General features: G+C 65.2%; 17 protein-coding genes. 8 read left to right on the top strand and 9 right to left on the bottom strand.

The genetic code is table 11. The features are described 5' to 3' along the window. Positions 1 to 6 precede the first annotated feature (6 nt). Together B5X73_RS04365 and B5X73_RS04360 are read left to right on the top strand one after the other, a co-directional pair. Positions 7 to 1686 carry an AMP-binding protein gene (locus tag B5X73_RS04365; RefSeq protein ID WP_079520713.1) on the top strand — a complete coding sequence of 560 codons (1680 nt, stop codon included), beginning with the start codon at positions 7 to 9 and terminating at the stop codon, positions 1684 to 1686. A 117-nt stretch (positions 1687 to 1803) separates the two neighbouring features. Further along, positions 1804 to 4263 (top strand): glucose/quinate/shikimate family membrane-bound PQQ-dependent dehydrogenase, encoded by a 2460-nt coding sequence (locus B5X73_RS04360; RefSeq protein WP_079520712.1) that lies wholly within the window; start codon positions 1804 to 1806, stop codon positions 4261 to 4263. 92 nt (positions 4264 to 4355) lie between these two features. On the opposite strand, the gene B5X73_RS04355 is transcribed toward B5X73_RS04360, so the two are convergent. Next, positions 4356 to 5561 carry an MFS transporter gene (locus tag B5X73_RS04355; RefSeq protein WP_079520711.1) on the bottom strand — a complete coding sequence of 402 codons (1206 nt, stop codon included), beginning with the start codon at positions 5559 to 5561 and terminating at the stop codon, positions 4356 to 4358. A 70-nt stretch (positions 5562 to 5631) separates the two neighbouring features. Here B5X73_RS04355 and B5X73_RS04350 point away from each other — a divergent pair, with 70 nt between their 5' ends. Further along, positions 5632 to 6420 carry an AraC family transcriptional regulator gene (locus B5X73_RS04350; protein ID WP_079520710.1) on the top strand — a complete coding sequence of 263 codons (789 nt, stop codon included), beginning with the start codon at positions 5632 to 5634 and terminating at the stop codon, positions 6418 to 6420. Between the two features lie 28 nt (positions 6421 to 6448). Here B5X73_RS04350 and B5X73_RS04345 read toward each other — a convergent pair whose 3' ends face one another. Further along, the gene (locus B5X73_RS04345) at positions 6449 to 6946 is read right to left on the bottom strand and encodes a gluconokinase (RefSeq protein WP_079520709.1); all 498 of its coding nucleotides are present in this window, start codon (positions 6944 to 6946) and stop codon (positions 6449 to 6451) included. Between the two features lie 86 nt (positions 6947 to 7032). Between B5X73_RS04345 and ltaE the strand changes: the two genes are divergently transcribed. Then, positions 7033 to 8046, top strand: a complete 1014-nt coding sequence (gene ltaE / locus B5X73_RS04340; RefSeq protein WP_079520708.1) for a low-specificity L-threonine aldolase — start codon at positions 7033 to 7035, stop codon at positions 8044 to 8046. Here ltaE and B5X73_RS04335 read toward each other — a convergent pair. From B5X73_RS04335 to B5X73_RS04320, 4 genes are all read right to left on the bottom strand, one after another. Beyond that, on the bottom strand, positions 8040 to 8855 hold the full coding sequence (locus tag B5X73_RS04335) for an N-acetylmuramoyl-L-alanine amidase (RefSeq protein ID WP_254857220.1): 816 nt from the start codon (positions 8853 to 8855) through the stop codon (positions 8040 to 8042). The genes ltaE and B5X73_RS04335 overlap by 7 nt on opposite strands. Next, positions 8819 to 9259: a hypothetical protein gene (locus tag B5X73_RS04330; RefSeq protein WP_043691826.1), complete on the bottom strand. Its 441-nt coding sequence runs from the start codon at positions 9257 to 9259 to the stop codon at positions 8819 to 8821. The genes B5X73_RS04335 and B5X73_RS04330 overlap by 37 nt, the downstream gene beginning before the upstream one ends. Positions 9260 to 9350: 91 nt before the next feature. After that, positions 9351 to 10466 carry a cell division protein ZapE gene (gene zapE / locus B5X73_RS04325; RefSeq protein ID WP_079520746.1) on the bottom strand — a complete coding sequence of 372 codons (1116 nt, stop codon included), beginning with the start codon at positions 10464 to 10466 and terminating at the stop codon, positions 9351 to 9353. Next, on the bottom strand, positions 10463 to 11161 hold the full coding sequence (locus B5X73_RS04320) for an alpha/beta hydrolase (protein ID WP_079520707.1): 699 nt from the start codon (positions 11159 to 11161) through the stop codon (positions 10463 to 10465). The genes zapE and B5X73_RS04320 overlap by 4 nt, the downstream gene beginning before the upstream one ends. Positions 11162 to 11209: 48 nt before the next feature. On the opposite strand from B5X73_RS04320, the gene B5X73_RS04315 reads away from it, so the two are divergent. Continuing rightward, a complete protein-coding gene (locus B5X73_RS04315) occupies positions 11210 to 11812 on the top strand; it encodes an acyl carrier protein phosphodiesterase (protein ID WP_079520706.1) in 603 nt (200 codons plus the stop codon). Between the two features lie 10 nt (positions 11813 to 11822). On the opposite strand, the gene B5X73_RS04310 is transcribed toward B5X73_RS04315, so the two are convergent. The 3 genes from B5X73_RS04310 to B5X73_RS04300 form a co-directional block, all read right to left on the bottom strand. After that, complete coding sequence (locus B5X73_RS04310; protein ID WP_079520705.1) at positions 11823 to 12650, bottom strand: DUF3037 domain-containing protein; 828 nt, start codon at positions 12648 to 12650, stop codon at positions 11823 to 11825. Then, complete coding sequence (locus B5X73_RS04305; protein WP_079520704.1) at positions 12647 to 13402, bottom strand: HipA family kinase; 756 nt, start codon at positions 13400 to 13402, stop codon at positions 12647 to 12649. Before B5X73_RS04305 ends, B5X73_RS04310 begins: the two co-directional genes overlap by 4 nt. Before the next feature lie 112 nt (positions 13403 to 13514). Further along, entirely contained in the window at positions 13515 to 14012 is a 498-nt protein-coding gene (locus B5X73_RS04300; RefSeq protein WP_036118559.1) for a c-type cytochrome, read from the bottom strand. 356 nt (positions 14013 to 14368) lie between these two features. On the opposite strand from B5X73_RS04300, the gene B5X73_RS04295 reads away from it, so the two are divergent. The 3 genes from B5X73_RS04295 to B5X73_RS04285 all read left to right on the top strand — a co-directional run bounded on the left by B5X73_RS04295 (position 14369) and on the right by B5X73_RS04285 (position 22204). Next, positions 14369 to 15628 carry an efflux RND transporter periplasmic adaptor subunit gene (locus B5X73_RS04295; protein ID WP_079520703.1) on the top strand — a complete coding sequence of 420 codons (1260 nt, stop codon included), beginning with the start codon at positions 14369 to 14371 and terminating at the stop codon, positions 15626 to 15628. A gap of 71 nt (positions 15629 to 15699) precedes the next feature. Beyond that, complete coding sequence (locus B5X73_RS04290; protein ID WP_036116487.1) at positions 15700 to 18948, top strand: efflux RND transporter permease subunit; 3249 nt, start codon at positions 15700 to 15702, stop codon at positions 18946 to 18948. A 133-nt stretch (positions 18949 to 19081) separates the two neighbouring features. After that, entirely contained in the window at positions 19082 to 22204 is a 3123-nt protein-coding gene (locus B5X73_RS04285; protein WP_079520702.1) for an efflux RND transporter permease subunit, read from the top strand. Positions 22205 to 22426 lie beyond the last annotated feature (222 nt).

Genomic DNA, 22426 nt, shown 5'->3' with positions numbered 1-22426 from the left:
CCCCGCATGCACCACGCTCCCAGCTACGTCCACGGCGCAAGCGCCACGCCCCTCCTCGGGGAGACGGTCGGCGCGCTGCTCGACCGTATCGCCGGGCGCTGGCCCGACCGGCCCGCGCTGGTCGTGCGTCAGCAGGGTGTGCGCTGGACCTATGCGGAGTTCCAGGCCGAAGTCGCCCGCGTGGCGGCCGGGCTGCTCGCCCTCGGTCTGGATCCGGGCGATCGCGTCGGCATCTGGGCGCCCAATCGCGCGGAGTGGGTGGTGGCCCAGTTCGCGGCGCCCAAAGCCGGACTGATCCTAGTCAACATCAACCCGGCCTATCGTTCTCACGAACTGGCTTATTCGTTGAACAAGGTCGGTTGTCGCGCGCTGATCCTGCCCCGCGTCTTCAAGAGTTCGCATTACCTGGAGATCCTTACCGGTCTCGCACCCGAGATGGCCTCCGCCCCGCCGGGCGGTCTGCGCGCGGCTGCGTTGCCCGATCTGCGCCACGTCATCCTGCTGGACGATGAAGCCGCCCCCGGCACGCTGCGTTGGCAGGACCTGCGCGCGGACGACGCCGCACGCGCACGCCTGCGGGCGATCGAACCCGAGCTGGGCTTCGACGACGCGGTCAATATCCAGTTCACCTCCGGCACCACGGGTGCGCCCAAAGGTGCCACGCTGACCCACCACAACATCGTCAACAACGGGTTCTTCATCGGTGAGGCCATGCGTCTGACCGAGGAAGATCGTCTTTGCATTCCGGTGCCGTTCTATCACTGCTTCGGCATGGTGCTGGGTAATCTGGCCTGCGTGACGCACGGCGCCTGCATGGTCATCCCGGGCGAAGGGTTCGACGCACTGACGACGCTGGAGACCGTGGCCGAGGAACGATGTACCGGCTTGCACGGCGTGCCCACCATGTTCATCGCGGAGCTCGAGCATCCGCGCTTCCACGAGTTCGATCTCAGCTCGCTGCGCACCGGCATCATGGCGGGCTCGCCCTGTCCGATCGAGGTGATGCGACGCGTGGTTCGTGAGATGCACATGAGCGAGGTGACCATCGCCTACGGCATGACCGAGACCAGCCCGGTCAGCTTCCAGACGATCCCGGAAGACCCGCTCGACCTGCGTGTGTCGACGGTGGGCCGCGTGCATCCGCATGTCGAGGTAAAGATCGTCGACGAGCAGGGCCGCGTGGTACCGCGAGGCATGACGGGTGAACTGCTGACCCGCGGCTACTCGGTCATGCGCGGCTACTGGAACGACGATACGAACACGCGCATGGCGCTCGACGAGGCGCGCTGGATGCACACGGGCGACCTGGCGACGCTGGACGATGCCGGTTACTGCACCATCGTCGGCCGGCTGAAGGACATGATCATCCGCGGTGGCGAGAACATCTATCCGCGTGAGATCGAAGAGTTCCTCTACGGCCACCCGGACATCCAGGACGTGCAGGTGTTCGGCGTGCCCGACCCGCGGCTGGGTGAGCAGGTATGCGCATGGATTCGTCTGCGTGAAGGCTCGCCGGCCACGGTCGCGTCGATTCAGGACTATTGCCGCAAGCATCTGGCGTACTTCAAGGTGCCGCATTACGTGCGCTTCGTCGACGCGTTTCCGATGACGGTCACGGGTAAGGTGCAGAAATACCTGATGCGGGAAACGATGATCGCGGAGCTCGCCGGAAACGCGGCGATGTAAGCCCCGCGAAAGGATGACTCCGGACACGATCCGGCTCATCCGCGCCTCCACCTCGGATTCACGTCTTCCGCACGAATCTGTCCGCCGGGGGAGGGCCGACGCCATGAGTGAGTCCGTATGAACCGAGTCAGGAGATTCCACCCGGCGACGCTGTTCAGCGCGCTGGTCTTCGCCCTCTGGGGCGCCGTGATGTTGCTGGGCGGCATCCGCCTCTTCGGGTCGGGCGGCTCCGTGTATTACCTGGCGGCGGGCGCGATCACGTTGCTGGTCGCCGCGCTGCTGCTGTTCCGCGTACGGCTCGCCGTACCGATCTACGCCCTGCTGCTGATCGCCACCGCGGCCTGGGCCGTGTGGGAAGTGCAGTGGGACTGGTGGCAGCTTCTGCCGCGCCTGGATGTCTGGTTCGTGCTCGGCTTATGGCTCTTGCTGCCCTGGCCGAGACGCGGGCTTGGTCACGATCGCTTTGGCGAAACGGCACGCGGCACCGGCGGCGGTTTTCTCTTTCTTTCGCTGCTGATCGTTGCCGCCGTCGGCATCGTCGGCGCGCTGCATACCGACCACGACCAGCCGGGCGAGCTTCCGATGGCCGATGTCTCGGGACCGCAGGGCGACCGTGCCGCGCGTCCGGACAGCGACTGGACCGACTACGGCGGCTCGCCCTACGGTCAGCGGTACTCGCCGTTGAAGCAGATCACCCCCGATAACGTCGGCCAGCTGCAGGTGGCGTGGAAGATCCAGACCGGCGACGTGCCCGGCCCGGATGACCCCGCCGAGACCACGGCCGAGAACACGCCGCTGAAGATCGGTGACACCGTGTATCTGTGCACGCCGCACAGCAAGGTGATCGCGGTGAATGCGGCCACCGGTGAGAAGCGCTGGGAGTTCGACCCGAAGATCCAGAGCCCCGTCGGTTTCAAACACTGGGAGCACATGACCTGCCGCGGCGTGTCCTATCACGACGATGCGAAGTATGCGGCGGCGGTGATTCCCGCTCCGGCGACCACGGCGGCCGGAGTGCCGGCGGTCGCGTCGACCGCACCGCTGCCGCCGTCGGCCATCGCCACGGCAAGCTGCCCGCGCCGTCTGTTCCTGCCGACGGCGGATGCGCGCCTGATCGCGCTCGACGCGGACACCGGCCAGCCGTGCACGGACTTCGGCCAGCAGGGGACGGTGAACCTGCGGACGAACGTCGGCCCGTTCACTCCGGGTGGCTATTACTCGACGTCGCCACCCGCGGTGACGAAAGACCTCGTGATCATCGGCGGTCACGTGACCGACAACGAGTCGACCAACGAGCCGTCCGGCGTGATCCGTGCCTTCGACGTGCATGACGGTCACCTCGTCTGGAACTGGGATCCGGGCAATCCGGACGCGACCGCGCCGATCGGGCCCGACGGCATCTACACGCGCAACTCGCCCAACGTCTGGTCGCTCTTCAGCGTCGACGAAGGCCTCGGCATCGTCTATCTGCCGATGGGTAACCAGACGCCGGATCAGTTCGGCGGCGGTCGTACGCCGACGTCGGAAAAGTACAGTGCAGGTCTCGTCGCCCTCGACGTCGCCACGGGCAAGGTGAAGTGGAACTACCAGTTCACCCACCACGATTTGTGGGACATGGATGTGGGTGGCCAGCCGACGCTGATCGACCTGCAGACCGCGGACGGCGTAAAGCCCGCGGTGATCGCCTCGACCAAGCAGGGCAGTGTGTACGTGCTGGACCGCCGCGACGGGACACCGATCGTGCCGATTCAGGAAGTACCGCGCCCGCAGGGTGCCGTGGCGGGCGACCATACGGCACCCACGCAGCCGTTGTCCGACCTGAACTTCGCGCCGCCGCAGGTACGCGAGCGGGACATGTGGGGCACCACGCCGCTGGATCAGCTCTGGTGCCGCGTTCGTTTCCGCTCGCTGCGTTACGACGGCATGTTCACTCCGCCCTCGCTGCAGGGATCGCTGGTGTTTCCGGGTAACTTCGGCGTGTTCGACTGGGGTGGCGTGTCGGTCGATCCGACCCGCCAGCTGATGCTGATCAATCCGAGTTACATGGCCTTCCAGTCGAAGCTGATTCCGAAGGAAGAGCTGGCGAAGATGGAAGTCGGCCCGGCGAAGAGCGAGACCGAGGGCGTCAAGAAAGCCGAAGGCATTCCCTACGGCATCGAGCTGTCGGCCTTCCTGTCGCCGCTGGGCATTCCGTGCCAGGCGCCGCCGTGGGGCTATGTCGCGGGCGTGGACCTGCGCAGCGGCAAGATGATGTGGCGGCACAAGAACGGCACCATCATCGACAGCGCGCCGCTGCCGATCCCGATGCCGCTCGGCGTGCCCAGCCTCGGCGGTATGGTGACCACGGCTGGCGGTGTCACCTTCCTCAGCGGCACGCTCGACTATTACGTGCGTGGGTACGACGTCCGTACGGGCAAAAAGCTCTGGGAATCGCGTCTGCCGGCCGGCGGCCAGGCAACGCCGATGACCTATGCCGACAGCAGCGGTCGACAGTACCTGCTGGTGGTCGCCGGCGGACATGGTTCCCTGGGCACGAAGCAGGGCGACTGGGTGATCGCGTACGCCTTGCCGAAATAAAAAACGTCGCGGGGCGCGCTCGTGTAGGAGCGCGCCCCGCGCGCGATCGGTCTGCCATGCCGATGTCGCGCGCGAGGCGCGCTCCTGCAGGATCAGGGCTTCCTGGGCTCCGGCAAAAACGCCGCCAACAACCCGGTCAACGGCAAAAACGCACAGACCTGATAAACCGCCTCGATCCCAAGATGATCGGCCAGCTCGCCCAGCCCCGCGGCACCCAGCCCGCCCATCCCGAACGAAAAGCCGAAGAACAATCCCGAGATCATCCCGACCTTACCCGGCACCAGCTCCTGCGCGAACACCACGATCGCCGGAAACGCCGAGGCCAGAATCAGCCCGATCGCCACCGTCAGCGGCGCCGTCCAGAACAGGCTGGCGTGCGGCAGCAACAGGGTGAACGGCAGGGTGCCGAGGATCGAGAACCAGATCACCCGCTTGCGTCCGAAGCGATCGCCGAGCGGGCCACCCAGCACGGTGCCGACGGCCACCGCGCCGAGGAACACGAACAGGTGCAGCTGCGCGTTCTGCACGGACACGTTGAAACGGTGGATCAGGTAGAAGGTGAAGTAACTCGTCAGACTCGCGAGGTACACGTACTTGGAGAAGATCAGCGCGAGAAGGACGGCGATGCCGCGCTTCGCATCCTTGCTGCTCGGCGCGATGGACGCGTGCTTGCCCGCGCTCGCCTTGAGGCGTGGCAGGCCGTGATGGCGATACCACTGGCCGACGTTCCACAGCACCGCGCCGGAGAGCAGGGCCAGCATGGCGAAGAAGGCCAGGCTCGACTGACCCCAGCGGACCACCACGATCGCCGCCGCCAGCGGACCCAGTGCCTGCCCGGCGTTGCCGCCGACCTGGAACAGTGACTGGGCCAGGCCATGACGACCACCCGAGGCCATTCGCGCCACGCGCGAGGATTCGGGGTGGAACACGGACGAGCCCATGCCGAGCAACGCCGCGCCGATCAACAGCATCGGGTAGGTATGTGCCGCCGACAACACCAGCAGACCGGCCAGCGAGAACAGCGTGCCGCCCGGCAGCGCCAGCGGCGTGGGACGGCGGTCCGCGTAGAGGCCCACCAGCGGCTGCAGGATGGACGCGGTGATCTGGTAGGTCAGCGTGATCAGACCGATCTGGCCGAAGTCCAGATGAAAACCGGCCTTGAGACCCGGATAGATGGCGGGCAGCAGCGACTGCATCATGTCGTTGAGCAGATGGCAGAAGCTGATAGCGAAGATGACGCCGTAAACGGTCGGGTCGGCGCGCGGCGTGTCTGCCGCGGCGCTCGCGGGCGCTTGCATGCGGGTGTCCTGGGGCGGGGGAGACCTATGAGAACACGATGCCACCCTGTCCCGCGCTAGGATATGGGTCATGAGTATTGGAGATCGGGACACCACGGACATCCCGTTTCGCGACGTCTTCGACGATACGCCGCGGGCGGTCGTATCGAGCGGCAACGAATATCCCTCGTCGTTCGAGCTGGCGACGCACCGGCACCGTCGCGGCCAGCTGCTCTACGCGTCCGCCGGCACGGTCGCGGTGACCACGCCCGACGGGGCGTGGCTGGCGCCGTCGGAGCGCGCGGTGTGGATTCCGGCCAATACTCCCCATTCCGTGCGCATGATCGGCACGGTCAGCACGCGCAGCGTCTACATCGAACACGATGCCGCGAGCCCGCTGGGCGATGTCTGCCGGGTACTTGCCGTCTCGCCCCTGCTGCGCGCGCTGCTGGTCGCGGCGGTCGAGGTGCCTCGCGAATACGATCTGGTCGGCCGCGACGGCATGCTGATGTCGCTGCTGGTGGCCGAAGTGGGCAGGGCGCGGACGATACCGCTGGCGTTACCGCTCCCTACCGATATGCGGCTTGCCGAGCGCTGCGCGCGCTTTCTGGAGCACCCGCGGATGACCGAGGGCATCGACGACTGGGCGGATGAGCTGGGTACGCACCGGCGAAGCTTTACGCGGCTGTTCCGGCGGGAAACCGGCATGAGTTTCGCGCAATGGCGGCAGCAGGCATGCCTGCTTGCGGCGTTGCCGCGCCTCGGCGCGGGCGCGACGGTGACGACGGTCGCGCTGGATCTGGGTTACGAGAGTCCGGCGAGTTTCTCGACGATGTTCCGGCGGGCGCTGGGCAAGCCACCGAGTCACTACCGCGGCTAGAACCGCCACGCGTCAACCGCCACGCGTCTTACTCAGTGTGACACCCCGCCAGGATAATTTTCTCGATCGCCTCGGCCGGAGGCATTCCCACATTGATCCGCAGCGCTTCATCCGCTGACGGTTCCTCCAGCGTCGCCAGCTGACTGTCAAGCAAGGTCGGATCGAAGAAGTGTCCACTACGATGACCGAGCCGTTCCGCCAGCAACTCGCGCGAAGCATGCAGGTAGACGAAGCGCACATCCTCATGTCCATGCCGCAGGAAATCGCGATAGCGTTTCTTCAGCGACGAACACGCCAGCACCATCGATTCGCCGAGCGCGCGATGGCGATCCATCTCGGCGACGATGGCCTCCAGCCAGGGCTGGCGGTCCGTATCGTCGAGTGGAATGCCACGGGCCATCTTGTCGCGATTGGCCTGGGGATGAAGAGGGTCGGCATCCACGAAAGGCTGGCCAAGGCGCGCGGCCAGGCCCTCGCCTATCGTACTTTTGCCACTGCCGGAGACGCCCATGACGATAGTGATCATCGGACAAGCATGCCGCGGCGTCGGCCACTGATTCGTGAACGGCTTCGCGTACCATCAGCGATACGTCTTCCTTGCCGACAACGCTCATGAACCTCATCGATCTGCGCAGCGACACCGTTACCCGTCCCACCGACGCCATGCGCGAGGCCATGCTGCGTGCGCCGGTCGGTGACGATGTCTATGGCGAAGACCCCACGGTCAACGCGTTGCAGGAGCGCCTCGCCGGTGAGCTCGGCTTTGCCGCCGCGCTGTTCGTGCCGACCGGCACGCAGAGCAATCTGCTGGCGCTGATGGCTCACTGCGAGCGCGGCGATGAGTACATCGTGGGTGCGGATGCCCACACCTATCGTTTTGAAGGCGGCGGCGCGGCGGTACTCGGTTCGATCCAGCCGCAGCCGATTCCGCAGGCCGCCGACGGCACGCTGCCGCTGGATAAGGTCGAGGCGTCGATCAAGCCGGTGGACCCGCACTTCGCCCGCTCGCGCCTGCTGGCGCTGGAAAACACCTGGCACGGTCGGGCATTGCCTTTCGACTATCTGGCGCAGGCGCGCGAAGTCGCGACCCGTCGCGGTCTCGGCCTGCATCTGGATGGCGCGCGCCTCTACAACGCGGCCACCGCCTACGGTCGCCCGGCACGCGATGTCGTCGCAGGTTTCGACAGCGTCTCCGTCTGTCTCTCGAAGGGCCTGGGCGCGCCCGTGGGCTCGGTGCTGCTGGGCGACACGGCCCTGATCGAACGCGCCCGCCGCTGGCGCAAGGTCGCCGGTGGCGGCTGGCGTCAGGCCGGCATGCTTGCCGCCGCCGCGATGTACGCGCTCGATCACCACGTGGAGCGCCTCGCCGACGACCATGCCCGTGCCGCGCGACTCGCTGACGGACTGCGCGCGATCGACGGCCTCGATGTCACCGGTTGCCACACGAACATGGTTTTCGTCGACGTTCCGGCCCCGCGGCTGAAGGATCTCGCCACGCGTATGGCGAATGCCGGCGTGCGGCTGAGCATCGGTTATCTGCCGTCGGTCCGCCTCGTGACCCATCTGGACATCGACGATGAAGGCGTGGACCGGACCATCGCCGCGTTCGCGTCGTTCGCTTACTGACGCGGCGCCATCAGCTTGCGCTGAAGCGAATACAGGATCGCCGCGTCGGTCACGTCCAGCGCATCGGTCTCCATGGCGCGATAGTGCCGATGGAACGCGATGATGGCGTTGCGTGGATTGGAGACGTCGTAGCCGACAAGGCGCATGGCCGCGAGGCTGTCGAAGCCGGCCGGTGCGGGTACCAGCGCGGCATCGGGCCACAGACCGAAGCCGTAGCGTGACAGTGTGGCCCACGGGAAGAGCGCGCTGGGGTCGTTCTTGCGGCCCGGCGCGATATCGCCATGGCCGACCACGGCCTGTCTCGGGATGCCGAGGCGTGAGGTCAGGTCGGCGAGCAGGTTGATCAGTGCCTGGATCTGCGGTTCGGTGAAGGGCGACACCCCGTCGTTGTCGATCTCGATGCCGATCGACGATGAATTGAGGTCGGTCATGTCGCCCCAGCGCGCCGCACCCGCATGCCAGGCGCGGTTGCCATCATCGACCAGCTGGTCGATGCGGCCATCCATTTCCACCAGGTAATGCGCGCTGACCGGGCCTTCGCTGTTGCGCGTGCGCAGGACGCGGAGCGCGGCGCTCGCATCGCCGATGGACGTGTGGTGAAGCACGATGAGCTGGGGCTTGCGCGCGTTGAAGTTCGGCGATGGTGTCCAATGAGCCAGCGGACTGTGCTGGGGCGCGATGGCCGGCGCGGAGGCGCAAGCTGTGAGCAACAGCGCGAGCAGGGCACCTGAAGCGGCGCGCAGGCGCCCTGCCATCATGGCGCCACGGCCGATCATTCGACGCGGAAGTCGCTGCTGGTGATGACCCATTCGATCTCGTCGCCCGCGTCGCCGATATCGTCTCTGGACGCGACGACGATCTGCAGGTCGACGCAGTCGTGCCCTTCGGACAGCCACTCCGTCTTCTCCAGCGCCATGCCGCCTTTCTTCAGGGCCGCGCGCAACGCGGGCATGCTGGTGGGAAGCAGATCGATGCCTTCGTGGGTGAGCTGGCCGCCCATGACTTCGATGTCGCAAAGCTTGTCGTCGAGGAAGCGCAGCCGGACCCAGTCGTTGCCTTCGGCGTCGCTGTATTCGTCTTCATCGTCCCAGATGTTGTCACCACCGGACTTCCAGCCGAGCGCGTCGCGGAGCTTCTTGCGCGTCATGCCAAAGAAAATGTCGGTGTCGCCGCGGCGAATGCCGCGACCCGGAATCAGCTCGCAATGTTCCATGGCGTTCCTCGTCAGGTGGCGCGGGTGACCCCGCCCGTAAAGCATGAGGCCCCAAGCATGCGGCCTTCCAGCCGTCGCTGTCCACGCTGGATCAAGGCTTATGGTCACGCCCGAGGTAGTCCTCGCTCTGCATCTCGATCAGCCGTGACTCGGTACGACCGAACTCCGCGCGCAGCTTCGTTCCGTCATAGAGCTCGGTGATCGGCGCCGCGGCGGATATCACCAGCTTGACGTGGCGGTCGTAGAATTCGTCGACCAGCAGCACGAAGCGCTTGGCTTCATTCTCGGTGAAGACGGTGAACTGAGGCACGTTGGACACGATGACGGCGGGGTAGGCCCTGGCCAGTTCGATGTAGTCCGCGACGGCACGGGGCCCCTCGCAGAGCGCGGCGAAATCGAACCACACGATGTTCCCGGCACGCTTGCGCACCGGCACCTCGCGTCCGTTGATGGCGAGTTCGCCACCGTCGATCGTGTCGCCCTGCGCCTGACCCGAGAAGATCCGCGTCAGCGAATGCTCGGCTTCCAGGCCGGGCGGCACCAGATAGACGGACGCCTGGCTGAGCGCGCGCAGCCGCCAGTCGCGCGGCGAGACCATCTCGTGGACGACGCAGTGCTTCTCGATCGCCGCGATGGCGGGCAGGAAACGCGCACGCTGCAAGCCGTCCTTGTAGAGCCCGGATGGCGGCGTATTCGAGGTGGTGACGAGCGTGACGCCACGGGCGAACAGGCCGTCGAGCAGGCCGGCGAGGATCATGGCGTCGCCGATGTCCGACACGAGAAACTCGTCGAGACAGAGCACCCGGCACTTCGCGGCGAGCTGCCCGGCCACTTCGTCGAGCGGGTTCTGTCGTTCGCCCAGCTCGCGCAGCATGCCGTGAACCTCCAGCATGAAACGGTGGAAGTGCCGGCGCAGCGCCAGCCCGGGGGCGAGGCTCGAAACGAACAGATCCATCAGGAAGGTCTTGCCGCGACCGACGCTTCCCCACAGGTAAAGCCCGGGAACCGCCTGACGCGGCTCGCTGCCGAGCATGTTGCGCAGGCGGCCGAACAAGCCCCCGGCCGGCGCCGCTACCGGCGCGCAGAGGCCGGCGTGCAGCCGGTCGAACTCGGTGATCACCGGCAGTTGGGCGGGGTCGGATTCCCACCGGTGGCCCGCGATGCCGTCCCGGTAACGCTCGCCGGGTGTCGCTGCCGTGCCGTTCATGCGGCGCGCGGCGCGGGCGGCCATTCCTTGACCGCGTTCTTGATGGCGCCCCGCAGATCCATGAGACGGCGGTGGAAGAAGTGGCTGGTCTCCTCCATCTTCACCAGATGCGGCCGCTGCGCGTCGGGGATGCTCTCGATCCAGTCGTAGACGGCCTGCGGCTCGACGATTTCGTCGGCGTCGCCCATGACCACCAGCCACGGGCACGCGGGCAGCTCGACCTGTGAAAAATCCCAGCCGCGACCGGCGGCGGGAGGCGCGATGCTGATCAGCGCACGGGCGTCGAGGCGCACGGCGTTGCGGAGGGTCACGTAGCTGCCGAAGGAGAAGCCGGCGAGCCAGAGCGCGGCGCCCGGTCGCGCCTTACGCGCCCAGTCGACCACCGCGGCGAGATCGTCGCTCTCACCCTCACCGCCGTCGAACTCGCCTTCGGACTGACCGACGCTACGGAAGTTGAAGATGACGGTGTCCAGGCCGGACTCGCGTAGCGAGCGCTCGACCATCGTGACCACCTTGTTGTGCATGCTGCCGCCGTCGGTGGACAACGGGTGGCAGATGACGGCGATGGCATCGCGGCGTAGTTCGGCGTCGCTGGGCTTGGCTTCGCATTCGAGCTTGCCTGCGGGACCCGCCAGCGCGAAGCTCACGGTCTCGTCCGGAAAATGCTCCGGCGCTGTAGGTTGAAGTGCGCTCATGCCCTCCATGATAACCGGTGGCCGTTCGCGACGCGGCAGTGACACGCCATGAACGTCCTCGCCCACGCCCTGCTGGCGGGTGACGACGCGGCGTTGCGGCTGGGCGGAACGATGGGGGACTTCGTGCACGGCACCCCCGGCGACCACCTGCCGCCGCGCGTCCGCGACGGGATCTATCTGCACCGGGCCATCGACAGCTTCACCGACCGGCATGAGGAAGTTCGTGCCGCCCGCGAGCGTATGCCCGCGCCGTTCCGCCGCTACGCGGGGATCCTTCTGGACATGTGGTTCGACCATTGCCTGGCGCGCGACTTCGCCCGCTGGTCCGACGTGCCGCTGGAGACCTACTCGACCCGGCTACGCCAGGAGCTGCACGAGGCGGATGCGCTGCTGCCGGACCACCTGAAGCGGTTCCTGGGCTACATGGACGCCAATGACCTGCCGGCGGGCTATCGGAACGCCGAGGCGATCGGCAAGGCGCTGCGCGGGATATCCCAGCGGCTCTCGCGGGCGAACCCGGTGGCCGATGCCATGCCGCTTTTGCTGGCGGAGGATGTAGCCCTGAGGCAGACGTTCGGGCGTTTCTTTCCCGATCTCAGGGCGTTCGCCGCAAGTTGGATGGCTGACCGGCCGGCAACCGGTCCACATTGACCGGCTTCACTCAATGACCCCGGTCCAATGCCCGTTGAGCAAAGTCTACGATTGCCCTTTCGTCGTCTACTCGGACGACTTCCGCGCCCAGGTCCTTGAGGTCGGTAATAATCTCCTTGGCGACCCGCTGCTGCTTGGTTTTTTCTGATTTATCTATTGCAAACAGTAGATTACCTGGCATGTTGCCGTGCTTCTTGAGCCTGGCCACGCGCGCCACCCAGTGCGATCCGTGATCCATGATTTTGCTCGGCTCGTCTTGGGCTAAATGCAACGGCTTAATCGCAATCAAAGGACTGCCGTCCAGCGAATTGACGAAGGGGAACCTAACGTTGAAGTCCTCGTCGCCGACGTCCTCAGGGTCAAAATAGTTCTTCAGTGCTGCGCCTGCCAGAATCGTCGCGACGCCCTTATTGAGAATCTTTTCGTGATATTCCTTGGTTGCGAAGTCGCGCTCTATGAATTTCTCAAAAAGCGTTTGCAACGTGGACTCCGGATCGTCCGAGAGAATCGCGCGTGCAGAGCTGAACCGGAGGAGCGCTTCGCGAGGTCGTGTCAGTTCTTCGAAAGCCATCTTGGTCGCGGCCGGCCCATTTTTAAGGCTGGAAGCAATTCGTGATGTCTCAACCTCCAGGTAGCGAAGAGACTCGCGGTAAATGCGGGGATTGAGGCCCTCGAAGAAGTCGGTGATCCGCTTCGTCCTGCGCAGAGGTGCGAACTTGACCCTCAGCAAACCAAGTTCGGGGCACGCAATTACGATGCCAACGTTTGCAAATTCGCCGGTTTCTGCATACGGCAGAAATCGCGCAATGGCGTACTGGCAGGCAACTTGTTTTTTCATGGAAGCCTCCAGAAATCGTCCCGATTGGTTTGGGACAGCGTCAGCCGGATCGCATCGACATCAAAGTCTGTCGGGATGGTCTGCTCAGCATCGAAGTAGTGCCAATCTTCGGGTGCGGAGTTCCAAGCAGCTTCCCAGTTACTCAGTGCTTCCGCAAGCCGGATAGCATACACGCCTTTCTCGGCTAAGTCGTTAAATACTGTAGGAATGTCGTCTCGGAAGACGTGGGTTTGCACGTATGCTTCTGCCGAAAAGGTCGTGTCGAAAGCAAGGTTGTGGTCGATCGCCACCAGGCGCCGATCCGCCGGGTCCCACAGCAGATTCGGGTTTCCTCCGTCACCCGTGAGGGTGCGGTCACCGTTCTTAGTCCACCAGTCGAGAACAAGGATGTCCTTTCGCGTGTCCTTGGGGACATCCCGGATGGCTGAAAAGCTCAGTTCGCTCAGGTGCTCGACCGCTTTAGATGCAAAGACTGGTCGGGTGCCAATGTCGGCGCCCTCTGGATGAAGGTTCAACAAGGCGGCCGGGGCAATGGCGCATCTGAACTCCGGGATCGGCAACCCGAGGGCTCGGCCTAGGTGGCCGGCCATCCATTCGCAAAGATGGCTGCGCGTGCCTGCGTAGGAGCCCTTGACGTAATAAAGGTCGCCATCTTCCGCACGACAAAGAAAAGGGCGCGTCCGGCCTTGAACGCTCCGTTCAATGATCTCGACAATGCCCAGCGGGTGGAGCGAGGCGTCAGCTTTCGGCATCTATCCATAGTTCCGTCAAATCGGGCGTAGCAAGTCATGCCTCGCCCGTGAGACGCCTAACGTAACAAAAACGCTGCCTGAAGGCGCCGCCTTGGCGGCACGACAACGCTTGTCACTTGGCCTGGTCGGCCATCCACTTGACGGTGTTGGTGACCTGCTCGTCCGTCAGCGACGGATTACCGCCCTTGGCCGGCATGTGGTTGCCGTCCGGCCCCGTGTAGCCCTCGATGGCGTGCTTGGTCAGGGTCGCGATGCCCTCGGCGAGACGCGCCGACCAGGCGCCCTTGTCACCCAGCTTGGGCGCACCGGCCACGCCGGCTGTATGGCAGCTGTGGCAGAGGTTGTCGTAAATCGTCTTGCCGTCGGTGCTGCCGCCGTAGGCGACCTGCGCGGCGGCGGCCTTGGCGGCGGCCTCCTGCGCGGCCTGCATGGCCGCACGGCCCGTGTCGCCGGCATAGACCGCGCCGACGGGCGCGATACGGGCTTCGGTCCGCTTGGCGACGGCCGGGTCCTCATCCTTGGGGATGCGACTGTATATAAGGTACGCCACGACCATCAGGACGATGGCGAGGACGCTGAGGCCGGCGGTCAGCAGGGAAAACTGACGCATGAAGTTCTGGTCGGACTTGCTTGGAGAACCGCTCACGCATTCACTCCACTGGATTTGGGTGTGCCGGCCCCCTCCCCGGGATTCGGCGTGCCTGCAAGCCGCGATGCGGCGTCGAACCGGGCGAGTATAACGGAACCTCCCCGGGAGTCGGCGGTCTGCCGAAACGGCCTGCTCACCCGCCAACCCGTGCCGTCAGTCATGCTGTACCCCTGTCAACCGGCATTGTTCAATGCCGTTCCCCTAACCCTATATTGTCGGCGTCGAATCTTAACCTTCAGGGGGTATAAACCCCCCTGGCGCACGGCGCGCACGGGCGACCCTGTTGTTTCGTCCGGTTATCCACCTGGGAGTGTTTCATGTCGCGTTTCTGGAAAATCGCGCTGGCCGTCATTGTCGTCGTGCTGATCGCGGGCTTCTTTGTCGTTCGCAGCCACCGTGCCAAGGAGGGCGATCCCGCCCACGCGGCCAGTGCGCAGGCCAACGGCGAGGGGCAGGGCAAGGACCAGCCACCGGTACCGGTCACGGTCGTGCCCGTGGCCAGCCAGGATGTACCCGTCTATCTGACCGCGCTGGGCACCGTCCAGGCGCGCAACACCGTCACGGTCCGCCCGCAGGTCGGCGGCCAGCTGATGAAGCTGAACTTCCAGGAAGGCCAGGAAGTGAAGAAGGGTGACGTGATCGCGGAAATCGATCCGCGCACCATCCAGTCCAACTACGACCAGGCCGTCGCGAAGCTCAGGCAGGACCAGGCTCTGGTGGCGACGGCCAAGAACAACCTCGACCGTTCCCAGAATCTGGTCAGCAAAGGCGGCCAGCAGTATGTGTCCAAGCAGGACCTGGATAACCTGAAGAACACCCTCGACCAGTCGGCTTCGACCGTGACGGCCGATCAGGCGGCCATCCGCGCCGCACAGGTGCAACTGGGGTTTACCAAGGTCATCGCGCCGATCGACGGCCTTGCCGGCATCCGCTCGGTCGACGCAGGCAACATCGTCGCGTCGGGCGATGCCATCGTCACCCTGACCGAGCTGCATCCGATCTACGTGATGTTCTACCTCCCTGAGAAAAACCTGGACCTGGTCCGCAGCTCGGTGAGTGGCGACGGTCTGTCTCAGCTCGAGGTGGCGGCGCTCGACCGTGTCGATGCGCATCCGATCGCCACGGGCCACCTGGACGTGCTCGACAACACCATCGATACCACGACCGGCACCTTCCGTCTGCGCTCGCTGTTCGACAACGAAAAGACCCAGCTGTGGCCGGGCCAGTTCGTCAACGTGCAGCTGAAGGTGCGCACCGTCAAGAACGGCCTCGTGGTGCCTTCGCAGGCCGTACAGCGTGGTCCGGATGGCGACTACGTCTACGTCGTGCAGGGCGACAACACGGTCAAGATGCAGACGGTGGAAACCGCCACGGAAGTGGGCGACAGCCACGTGATGCTGACCAAGGGCGTGAAGCTGGGCGACAAGATCGTCACCGAAGGCCAGTTCCGCCTGAAGCCGGGTTCGAAGGTGAACCCGCTGGCGCCGGGCCAGGTGCCCGCGGCGCCGACGGCGGAAGAGCTGCAGAAGGCCAAGACGGGTCAGCAGGGTCGCCAGGGCGGCGGTCGCCGCGGCTGATAGCGCGCGTGGCGCGTCCATGACGGACGCGCCACCAACGGACCGCAAGGTCCCGACACCAGGACTTACTCGTGGGTTTCTCGACACTCTTCATTCGCCGGCCGATCGCGACCTCGCTGCTGATGGTGGCGGTGCTGTTGCTCGGCATCCTTGGCTACCGCCAGCTGCCGGTTTCGGCGCTGCCGGAAATCGATGCCCCGAGCTTGGTCGTCACCACGCAGTATCCCGGCGCCAGCGCGTCCACGATGGCGGCGCTGATCACCACGCCGCTGGAACGTAACTTCGGACAGATCTCCGGTCTGGCCTCGATGAGCTCGGATTCGTCGGCCGGCCTGTCGACCATCATCCTGCAGTTCAACATGGACCGGGATATCGACATCGCCGCGCAGGACGTACAGGCGGCGATCAACCAGGCACGCGGCACGCTGCCCAACAACCTGCCGTATCCGCCCGTCTACAACCGCGTGAACCCGGCCGATGCGCCGATCATGACGCTGATGCTCACGTCCGACAGTCTGCCGCTGCGCGACGTCAACAATTACGCGGACTCGATCATCGCGCAGAAGCTCGCCCAGGTTCAGGGCGTGGGCCTGGTGTCGATCGCCGGCAACGTGCGTCCCGCCGTGCGCATTCAGGTCAACCCGGCGCAGCTGGCCAACCTCGGCCTGACCATGGAAGACGTGCGCAGCTCGCTGACGGAAGCCAACGTCAACGCGCCCAAGGGTACGCTCAACGGCAAGACGCAGTCCTACAGCATCGGCACGAACGACCAGCTGGCCGACGCCGCCGATTACAAGGGCACGATCATCAGCTACAAGAACGGTGCGCCCGTGCGCCTGTCCGACGTGGCCAATGTCATCGATGGTGTCGAGAACGATCAGCTGGCGGCCTGGGCCAACGGCAAACCGGCCGTGCTGCTCGACATCCGTCGCCAGCCCGGTGCCAACATCGTGCAGACGGTGCAGTCCATCCGTCAGACCATTCCCGATCTGCAGAAGGTGCTGCCGGCCGACGTTCACCTGAAGGTCTTCTCGGATCGCACGATCACCATCCGCGCCTCGGTGGAGGACGTGCAGTTCACGCTGATCCTCACCATCTGCCTCGTCGTCGCGGTGATCTTCGTTTTCCTGCGGCGCCTGTGGGCCACGGTGATTCCGTCGGTGGCGGTGCCGCTGTCGCTGATGGGCACGTTCGGTGTGATGTCCTTCGCCGGCATGTCGCTCGACAATCTGTCGCTGATGGCGTTGGCGGTCGCGACCGGCTTCGTGGTCGACGATGCGATCGTGATGATCGAGAACATCGTCCGCTATATCGAGCAGGGTCAGGACGCGAAGACCGCCGCGGAAGTCGGCGCGAAGGAAATCGGCTTCACGGTGCTGTCGCTGACCGTCTCGCTGGTGGCCGTGTTCCTGCCGCTCCTGCTGATGCCGGGTGTCACGGGTCGCCTGTTCCACGAGTTCGCCTGGGTGCTGACGATCGCGGTCATCATCTCGATGCTGGTCTCGCTGACGCTCACGCCGATGATGTGCGCCTACCTGCTCAAGGCCGACGAACTGCCGGACGCGGAAGACGCGCACGAGCACGCGGCCGCCTCGGGCAAGCACAACGCGTGGTCGCGCATCGTCGAAGGTTACGGCAGCAGCCTCGACTGGGTGCTCGATCATCGCCCGCTGACGATGATCGTCGCCGCGCTCACCGTCGCCCTCACGGTCGTGCTTTACATCGTCATTCCGAAAGGCCTGTTGCCCGAGCAGGACACCGGCATGATCACGGCCGTCGTGCAGGCCGACCAGAACGTCGCCTTCCCGCAGATGGAAGTCCGCACCAAGGCCGTGGCCGATGCCCTGGCCAAGGACCCCGCCGTGGCCGGCGTGGCCGCCTTCATCGGTGCGGGTTCGATCAATCCGACACTCAATCAGGGTCAGCTGTCGCTGGTGCTGAAGGATCGCGGCGACCGCGAAGCGCTCGACACCGTGCTGCCACGTCTGCAACGGGCGGCGTCGGGTATCGCCGGCGTCGCGCTCTACCTGAAGCCCGTGCAGGACGTGACGCTGGACACGCAGGTGTCCGCCACGGAGTACCAGTACTCGCTGTCGGACGTGAGCTCGACCGAACTGGCCGGCTATGCGCAGCAGATGACTTCCGCGCTGCGTAAACGCAAGGAACTGGCCGACGTCGACAACAACCTGGCCGATCAGGGCACCGCGCTCAAGCTGACCATCGATCGTGACAGCGCCAGCCGCCTCGGCGTGCCGGTGCAGACGATCGACGACACGCTGTACGACGCGTACGGCCAGCGCCAGATCTCGACCATCTTCACCCAGCTCAACCAGTACCGCGTCGTACTCGAAGTCGCGCCGGAGTTCCGCAACAGCAACGATCTGCTGAACAAGCTGACGGTCCGCGGCAACGGCAACGGCGCCCTGACCGGTTCCAACGCGACCAGTTTCGGTCAGCTGGCCTCGAGCAACTCGGCGACCCCGTCGGGCATCGGCAACACGGGTAACGTCGGGTTCCAGGTCGGTGCGGGCGGCAACATTCCCATTGCCTCGCTGGCCAGCGCGGTCGTCACCACGGCACCGCTGGTGGTCAGCCATCTGCAACAGCTGCCCGCGGTGACGATTTCCTTCAATCTGGCGCCGGGCGAATCGCTTTCCAGCGCGGTGGACGCGATCCACGAGGTCGAGCAGCAGCTCAACTTCCCGCCGCAGGTGCGCGGTCAGTTCATCGGCAAGGCCGCGGAGTTCTCCTCGTCCGTCGGCGACGAAGTGTTGCTGCTGCTGGCGTCGATCATCGTGATCTACATCGTGCTGGGCGTGCTCTATGAGAGCTACATCCACCCGCTGACGATCATTTCGACGCTGCCGCCCGCGGGCGTCGGCGCGCTGCTCGCACTGATCCTCTGCGGCATGAGCCTCTCGGTCGACGGCATCGTCGGTATCGTGCTGCTGATCGGTATCGTGAAGAAAAACGCGATCATGATGATCGACTTCGCCATCGAGGCGAAGCGGACCGGCCTGAACGCGCACGACGCCATCCGCCGCGCCTGCCTGCTTCGCTTCCGTCCGATCATGATGACCACGGCGGCGGCCCTGCTCGGCGCGCTGCCGCTGGCACTGGGCAACGGTATCGGCTCGGAACTGCGCAAGCCGCTGGGTGTGTCGATCGTCGGCGGCCTGCTGCTTTCGCAGCTGGTCACGTTGTACACCACGCCGGTCATCTACCTCTACATGGAGCGGTTCTCCGACTGGCTGGCGGAGCGCAAGCGACAACGCGCCCTGGCACTGGAAGCCTCGCAGGCCCGGCCGGCGAGCCGATGACGCCAGGCTTCGAAGCCCCTGGAAACCCCCTTTTTCGCCGGACGGTTCGCCGCCCGGCGAAACCTTTTTCCGGATGGCGCGTTAGGAACGGATCACTCCGCGCCATCCCGAGCATGATGTCCCGTTCCCATCCATGAATATCTCCGGTCCGTTCATCCGTCGTCCCATCGGTACATCGCTTCTGGCGATCGGTATCTTCGTGATCGGCGTCATCTGTTACTCGCTGCTCGGCGTGGCCGCGCTGCCGAACATCCAGTTCCCGGCGATCTTCGTCCAGGCGCAGCAGTCGGGTGCGGACGCCAGCACGATGGCATCGACGGTGGCCGCGCCGCTGGAACGCCACCTGGGCCAGGTGCCCGGTGTGGAGTCGATGCGGTCGAACAGCTCCGAGGGCAGCAGCTTCGTGCTGCTGTTTTTCCAGAACGGCACCAATATCGATGCCGCGGCACGCGACGTTCAGTCCGCGATCAATGCCGCCCAGCCGGATCTGCCCAGCGGGTTGCTGAATGCGCCGTCGTACCAGAAGGCCAATCCGAACGACGATCCGGTGATCGTGCTGGCGCTGACCTCGGACACCGTCGCGCCCACCGCTCTCTACAACGTCGCCGACTCCATCCTCGCCCAGCGTCTTCGCCAGCAGGAAGGCATCGCCTCGGTGGACATCGCGGGCAGTGCGACGCCCGCGATCCGTGTCGACGTCAATCTGCGCGCGCTCAACGCCATGGGCCTGTCGCCGGATCAGCTGCGTAACGCGCTGACCGCGGCCAACGTCACCTCGCCGCAGGGCTTCCTGTCCGACGGCAAGACGACGATGGCGGTGACCGCCACCGACTCGCTGCATACGGCGGAGGAGTTCGGCAAGCTGATCATCGGCGTGAACAACAGCGTGCCGATTCGCCTGTCCGACGTGGCCAAGGTGTACGACGGTCAGCAGGACGCGTATCAGGCGGCGTGGTTCAACGGACGCCCCGGCATCCTGATGTACGTGTTCCGCAAGTCGGACGCGAACGTCATCGACACCGTGGACCGCATCAAGGCGCAGATCCCGACGATGCAGACCTGGCTTCCCGCCGGCGTCCAGCTGCATTCGTTCTTCGATGGCACGCCCACGATCCGTGCGTCGCTGCACGAAGTGCAGGCGACGCTGCTGATCAGTCTCGCCATGGTGATCATGACCATGGCGCTGTTCCTGCGCCGACTGGCACCGACGGTGATCGCCGGGCTTGCCGTGCCGCTGTCGCTGGCCGGCGCGTTCGTCGTGATGTATGCGTTCGGATACACGCTGAACAACCTGACGCTGCTGGCGCTGGTCATCGCGATCGGCTTCGTCGTCGATGACGCCATCGTCGTGATCGAAAACGTCATCCGTCATATGGACGAAGGGATTCCCCGATTCGAGGCCGCGTTGCTCGGTGCGCGCGAAATCGGTTTCACCATCGTTTCGATTACCGGCTCGCTGGTCGCGGTGTTCATTCCGCTGCTGCTCGCGCCGGGCATCATCGGCATGTTCTTCAAGGAGTTCACGGTCACGCTGGTGGCCGCGATTCTCGTCTCCGCCGTGATCTCGCTGACGCTGACACCCTCGTTGTGCGCGCATTTTCTCACCGCGCATAAAAACGACGAGCCGGAGTCCAAGTTCGGGCTGGCTCTCGAACGCATGCATGAGCGCATGGTCGGCGTCTACCGCCGTGCGCTGGACTGGACCTTGCGTCACGCCTTGCTGATGGCCCTCACGCCGTTGGTGCTGATCGGCATCACGATCGTCCTCTTCGGCATGGTCAAGGGCGGCTTCTTCCCGCCCCAGGACACCGGGCTGATCGGTGCGCGTGCGACATCCAGCTCCACCGTGTCGTTCGGTGAGATGCAGGCGCGCCAGGCCAGACTGACGACCATGCTGCTCGACGATCCGGACGTGAAGGCCGTGGGCTCGCGCCTGGGTACGAGCCGCACGGGGTCCACCGGCCAGTTCAATATCGAGCTGAAGACGGTGGCCGAGGGCCGCAAAGGCACGACGTTCGATGTGCTCGACCGCCTCTCCGCGGCCGCGAACAAATACCCCGATCTCAACCTGCGCCTGCGTCCGATCCAGGACCTGCCGACCGGTGGCGGTGGCGGTTCGACGCAGGGCGGTCAGTATTCGGTGTCGCTGAAGGGCAACGACATCGTCGAACTGCAGACCTGGCTGCCGAAGCTGGTCGATGCACTGAAGAAGAACAAGATGCTGACCGACGTGGGCAGCGACATCGACGCGCAGGGCCTGCGTCAGAACATGGTGATCGACCGCGACACGGCGTCCCGCCTCGGCGTGTCGATCGGCAACATCGATGGGGCGCTGTACAACGCTTTCGGCCAGCGCGCGGTGTCGACGATCTACTCGGACATCAACCAATATCGGGTGATCGTCAACTCGCTGCCGCAGTTCGCGGCGACCCCGGAAGCGCTCAATCAGATCTACGTGCGCTCCGACAACGGCGCGATGGTGCCGATGTCGGCCGTGACGAAGCAGGAGGCGGGCCTCGCTCCCAGCCAGATCGTGCACGAGGATCAGTACACGAGCATGGGCGTCAGCTTCAATCTCGCGCCCAACGTCAGCATGGGTGAGGCGATGGAGATCATCCAGAAGACGATCGACGGCATGCGCATGCCGGGCGACATCCGTCTGGATACCGGCAGCGACTTCCGGCGCTTTCAGCAGTCGCAGAGCGATATGCCGCTGCTGATTCTTGCCGCGATCGTCGTGGTGTATCTGCTGATGGGCATGCTTTACGAGAGCCTGATCCATCCGGTGACGATCATCTCCACGCTGCCGGCCGCGGGTGTGGGTGCACTGGCCGCGCTCGTGATCACCGATACCGAACTGTCCGTGGTGGCGATGATCGCCCTGGTGCTGCTGATCGGTATCGTGAAGAAAAACGCGATCATGATGATCGACTTCGCCCTGGTCGCCGAGCGCGAGCATCACCTCACCTCGAAGGAGGCGATCCGTGAGGCCTGCCTGGTGCGCTTCCGTCCGATCATGATGACGACGATGGTCGCCATTCTCGCGGCGCTGCCGCTGGCGATCGGCCTGGGCGAGGGTTCGGAACTGCGTCGCCCGCTGGGTATCGCGATGATCGGCGGCTTGCTGATTTCGCAGAGCCTGACCCTGTTGTCGACGCCGGCGTTGTACGTGATCTTCGCCTGCCTGTCGGAGCGTTGGAAAGCGCGTAAGGCACGTAGGAAGGCCCGGCGGCTCGCGCTCGATACCGGCGCCTAAGGCATCGCCAGCGGGTTCGCTCCCACGGGACACGGGCGCGTCTCCACCGGCTCGCCGCAGACGGGTGGCAGGCAGGCCTGCTGGCGACAGAGGCCGGTATCAGTCGGACAGCTTGCGGTGGCGCCCGGGCCTGTTGGCGATAGTCGCCCAATCGGGCCACAATGGTCCGGTTTCCCGCTCGCCGGTGCGCCCCTTGAGGCTTGCGCCGGCCAGCCCCCATGA

Origin of the sequence: Luteibacter sp. 22Crub2.1, assembly GCF_900167995.1 — a bacterium.
Lineage (GTDB): Bacteria > Pseudomonadota > Gammaproteobacteria > Xanthomonadales > Rhodanobacteraceae > Luteibacter > Luteibacter mycovicinus.
Note: the sequence above shows the minus strand (reverse complement) of the source record. Positions and strands in the feature narration are given on the sequence as shown.

What these genes read in the sequence shown, in the direction of transcription:
- B5X73_RS04350 (WP_079520710.1), top strand. Translation starts at nt 5,632, where the DNA reads ATGAGTATTGGAGATCGGGACACCACGGACATCCCGTTTCGCGACGTC.
- zapE (WP_079520746.1), bottom strand. Translation starts at nt 10,466, where the DNA reads ATGAACGGCACGGCAGCGACACCCGGCGAGCGTTACCGGGACGGCATC.
- B5X73_RS04365 (WP_079520713.1), top strand. Translation starts at nt 7, where the DNA reads ATGCACCACGCTCCCAGCTACGTCCACGGCGCAAGCGCCACGCCCCTC.
- B5X73_RS04345 (WP_079520709.1), bottom strand. Translation starts at nt 6,946, where the DNA reads ATGATCACTATCGTCATGGGCGTCTCCGGCAGTGGCAAAAGTACGATA.
- B5X73_RS04285 (WP_079520702.1), top strand. Translation starts at nt 19,082, where the DNA reads ATGAATATCTCCGGTCCGTTCATCCGTCGTCCCATCGGTACATCGCTT.
- B5X73_RS04295 (WP_079520703.1), top strand. Translation starts at nt 14,369, where the DNA reads ATGTCGCGTTTCTGGAAAATCGCGCTGGCCGTCATTGTCGTCGTGCTG.
- B5X73_RS04320 (WP_079520707.1), bottom strand. Translation starts at nt 11,161, where the DNA reads ATGAGCGCACTTCAACCTACAGCGCCGGAGCATTTTCCGGACGAGACC.
- B5X73_RS04300 (WP_036118559.1), bottom strand. Translation starts at nt 14,012, where the DNA reads ATGCGTCAGTTTTCCCTGCTGACCGCCGGCCTCAGCGTCCTCGCCATC.
- B5X73_RS04360 (WP_079520712.1), top strand. Translation starts at nt 1,804, where the DNA reads ATGAACCGAGTCAGGAGATTCCACCCGGCGACGCTGTTCAGCGCGCTG.
- B5X73_RS04310 (WP_079520705.1), bottom strand. Translation starts at nt 12,650, where the DNA reads ATGAAAAAACAAGTTGCCTGCCAGTACGCCATTGCGCGATTTCTGCCG.
- B5X73_RS04335 (WP_254857220.1), bottom strand. Translation starts at nt 8,855, where the DNA reads ATGGGTCATCACCAGCAGCGACTTCCGCGTCGAATGATCGGCCGTGGC.
- B5X73_RS04355 (WP_079520711.1), bottom strand. Translation starts at nt 5,561, where the DNA reads ATGCAAGCGCCCGCGAGCGCCGCGGCAGACACGCCGCGCGCCGACCCG.
- B5X73_RS04315 (WP_079520706.1), top strand. Translation starts at nt 11,210, where the DNA reads ATGAACGTCCTCGCCCACGCCCTGCTGGCGGGTGACGACGCGGCGTTG.
- ltaE (WP_079520708.1), top strand. Translation starts at nt 7,033, where the DNA reads ATGAACCTCATCGATCTGCGCAGCGACACCGTTACCCGTCCCACCGAC.
- B5X73_RS04330 (WP_043691826.1), bottom strand. Translation starts at nt 9,259, where the DNA reads ATGGAACATTGCGAGCTGATTCCGGGTCGCGGCATTCGCCGCGGCGAC.
- B5X73_RS04305 (WP_079520704.1), bottom strand. Translation starts at nt 13,402, where the DNA reads ATGCCGAAAGCTGACGCCTCGCTCCACCCGCTGGGCATTGTCGAGATC.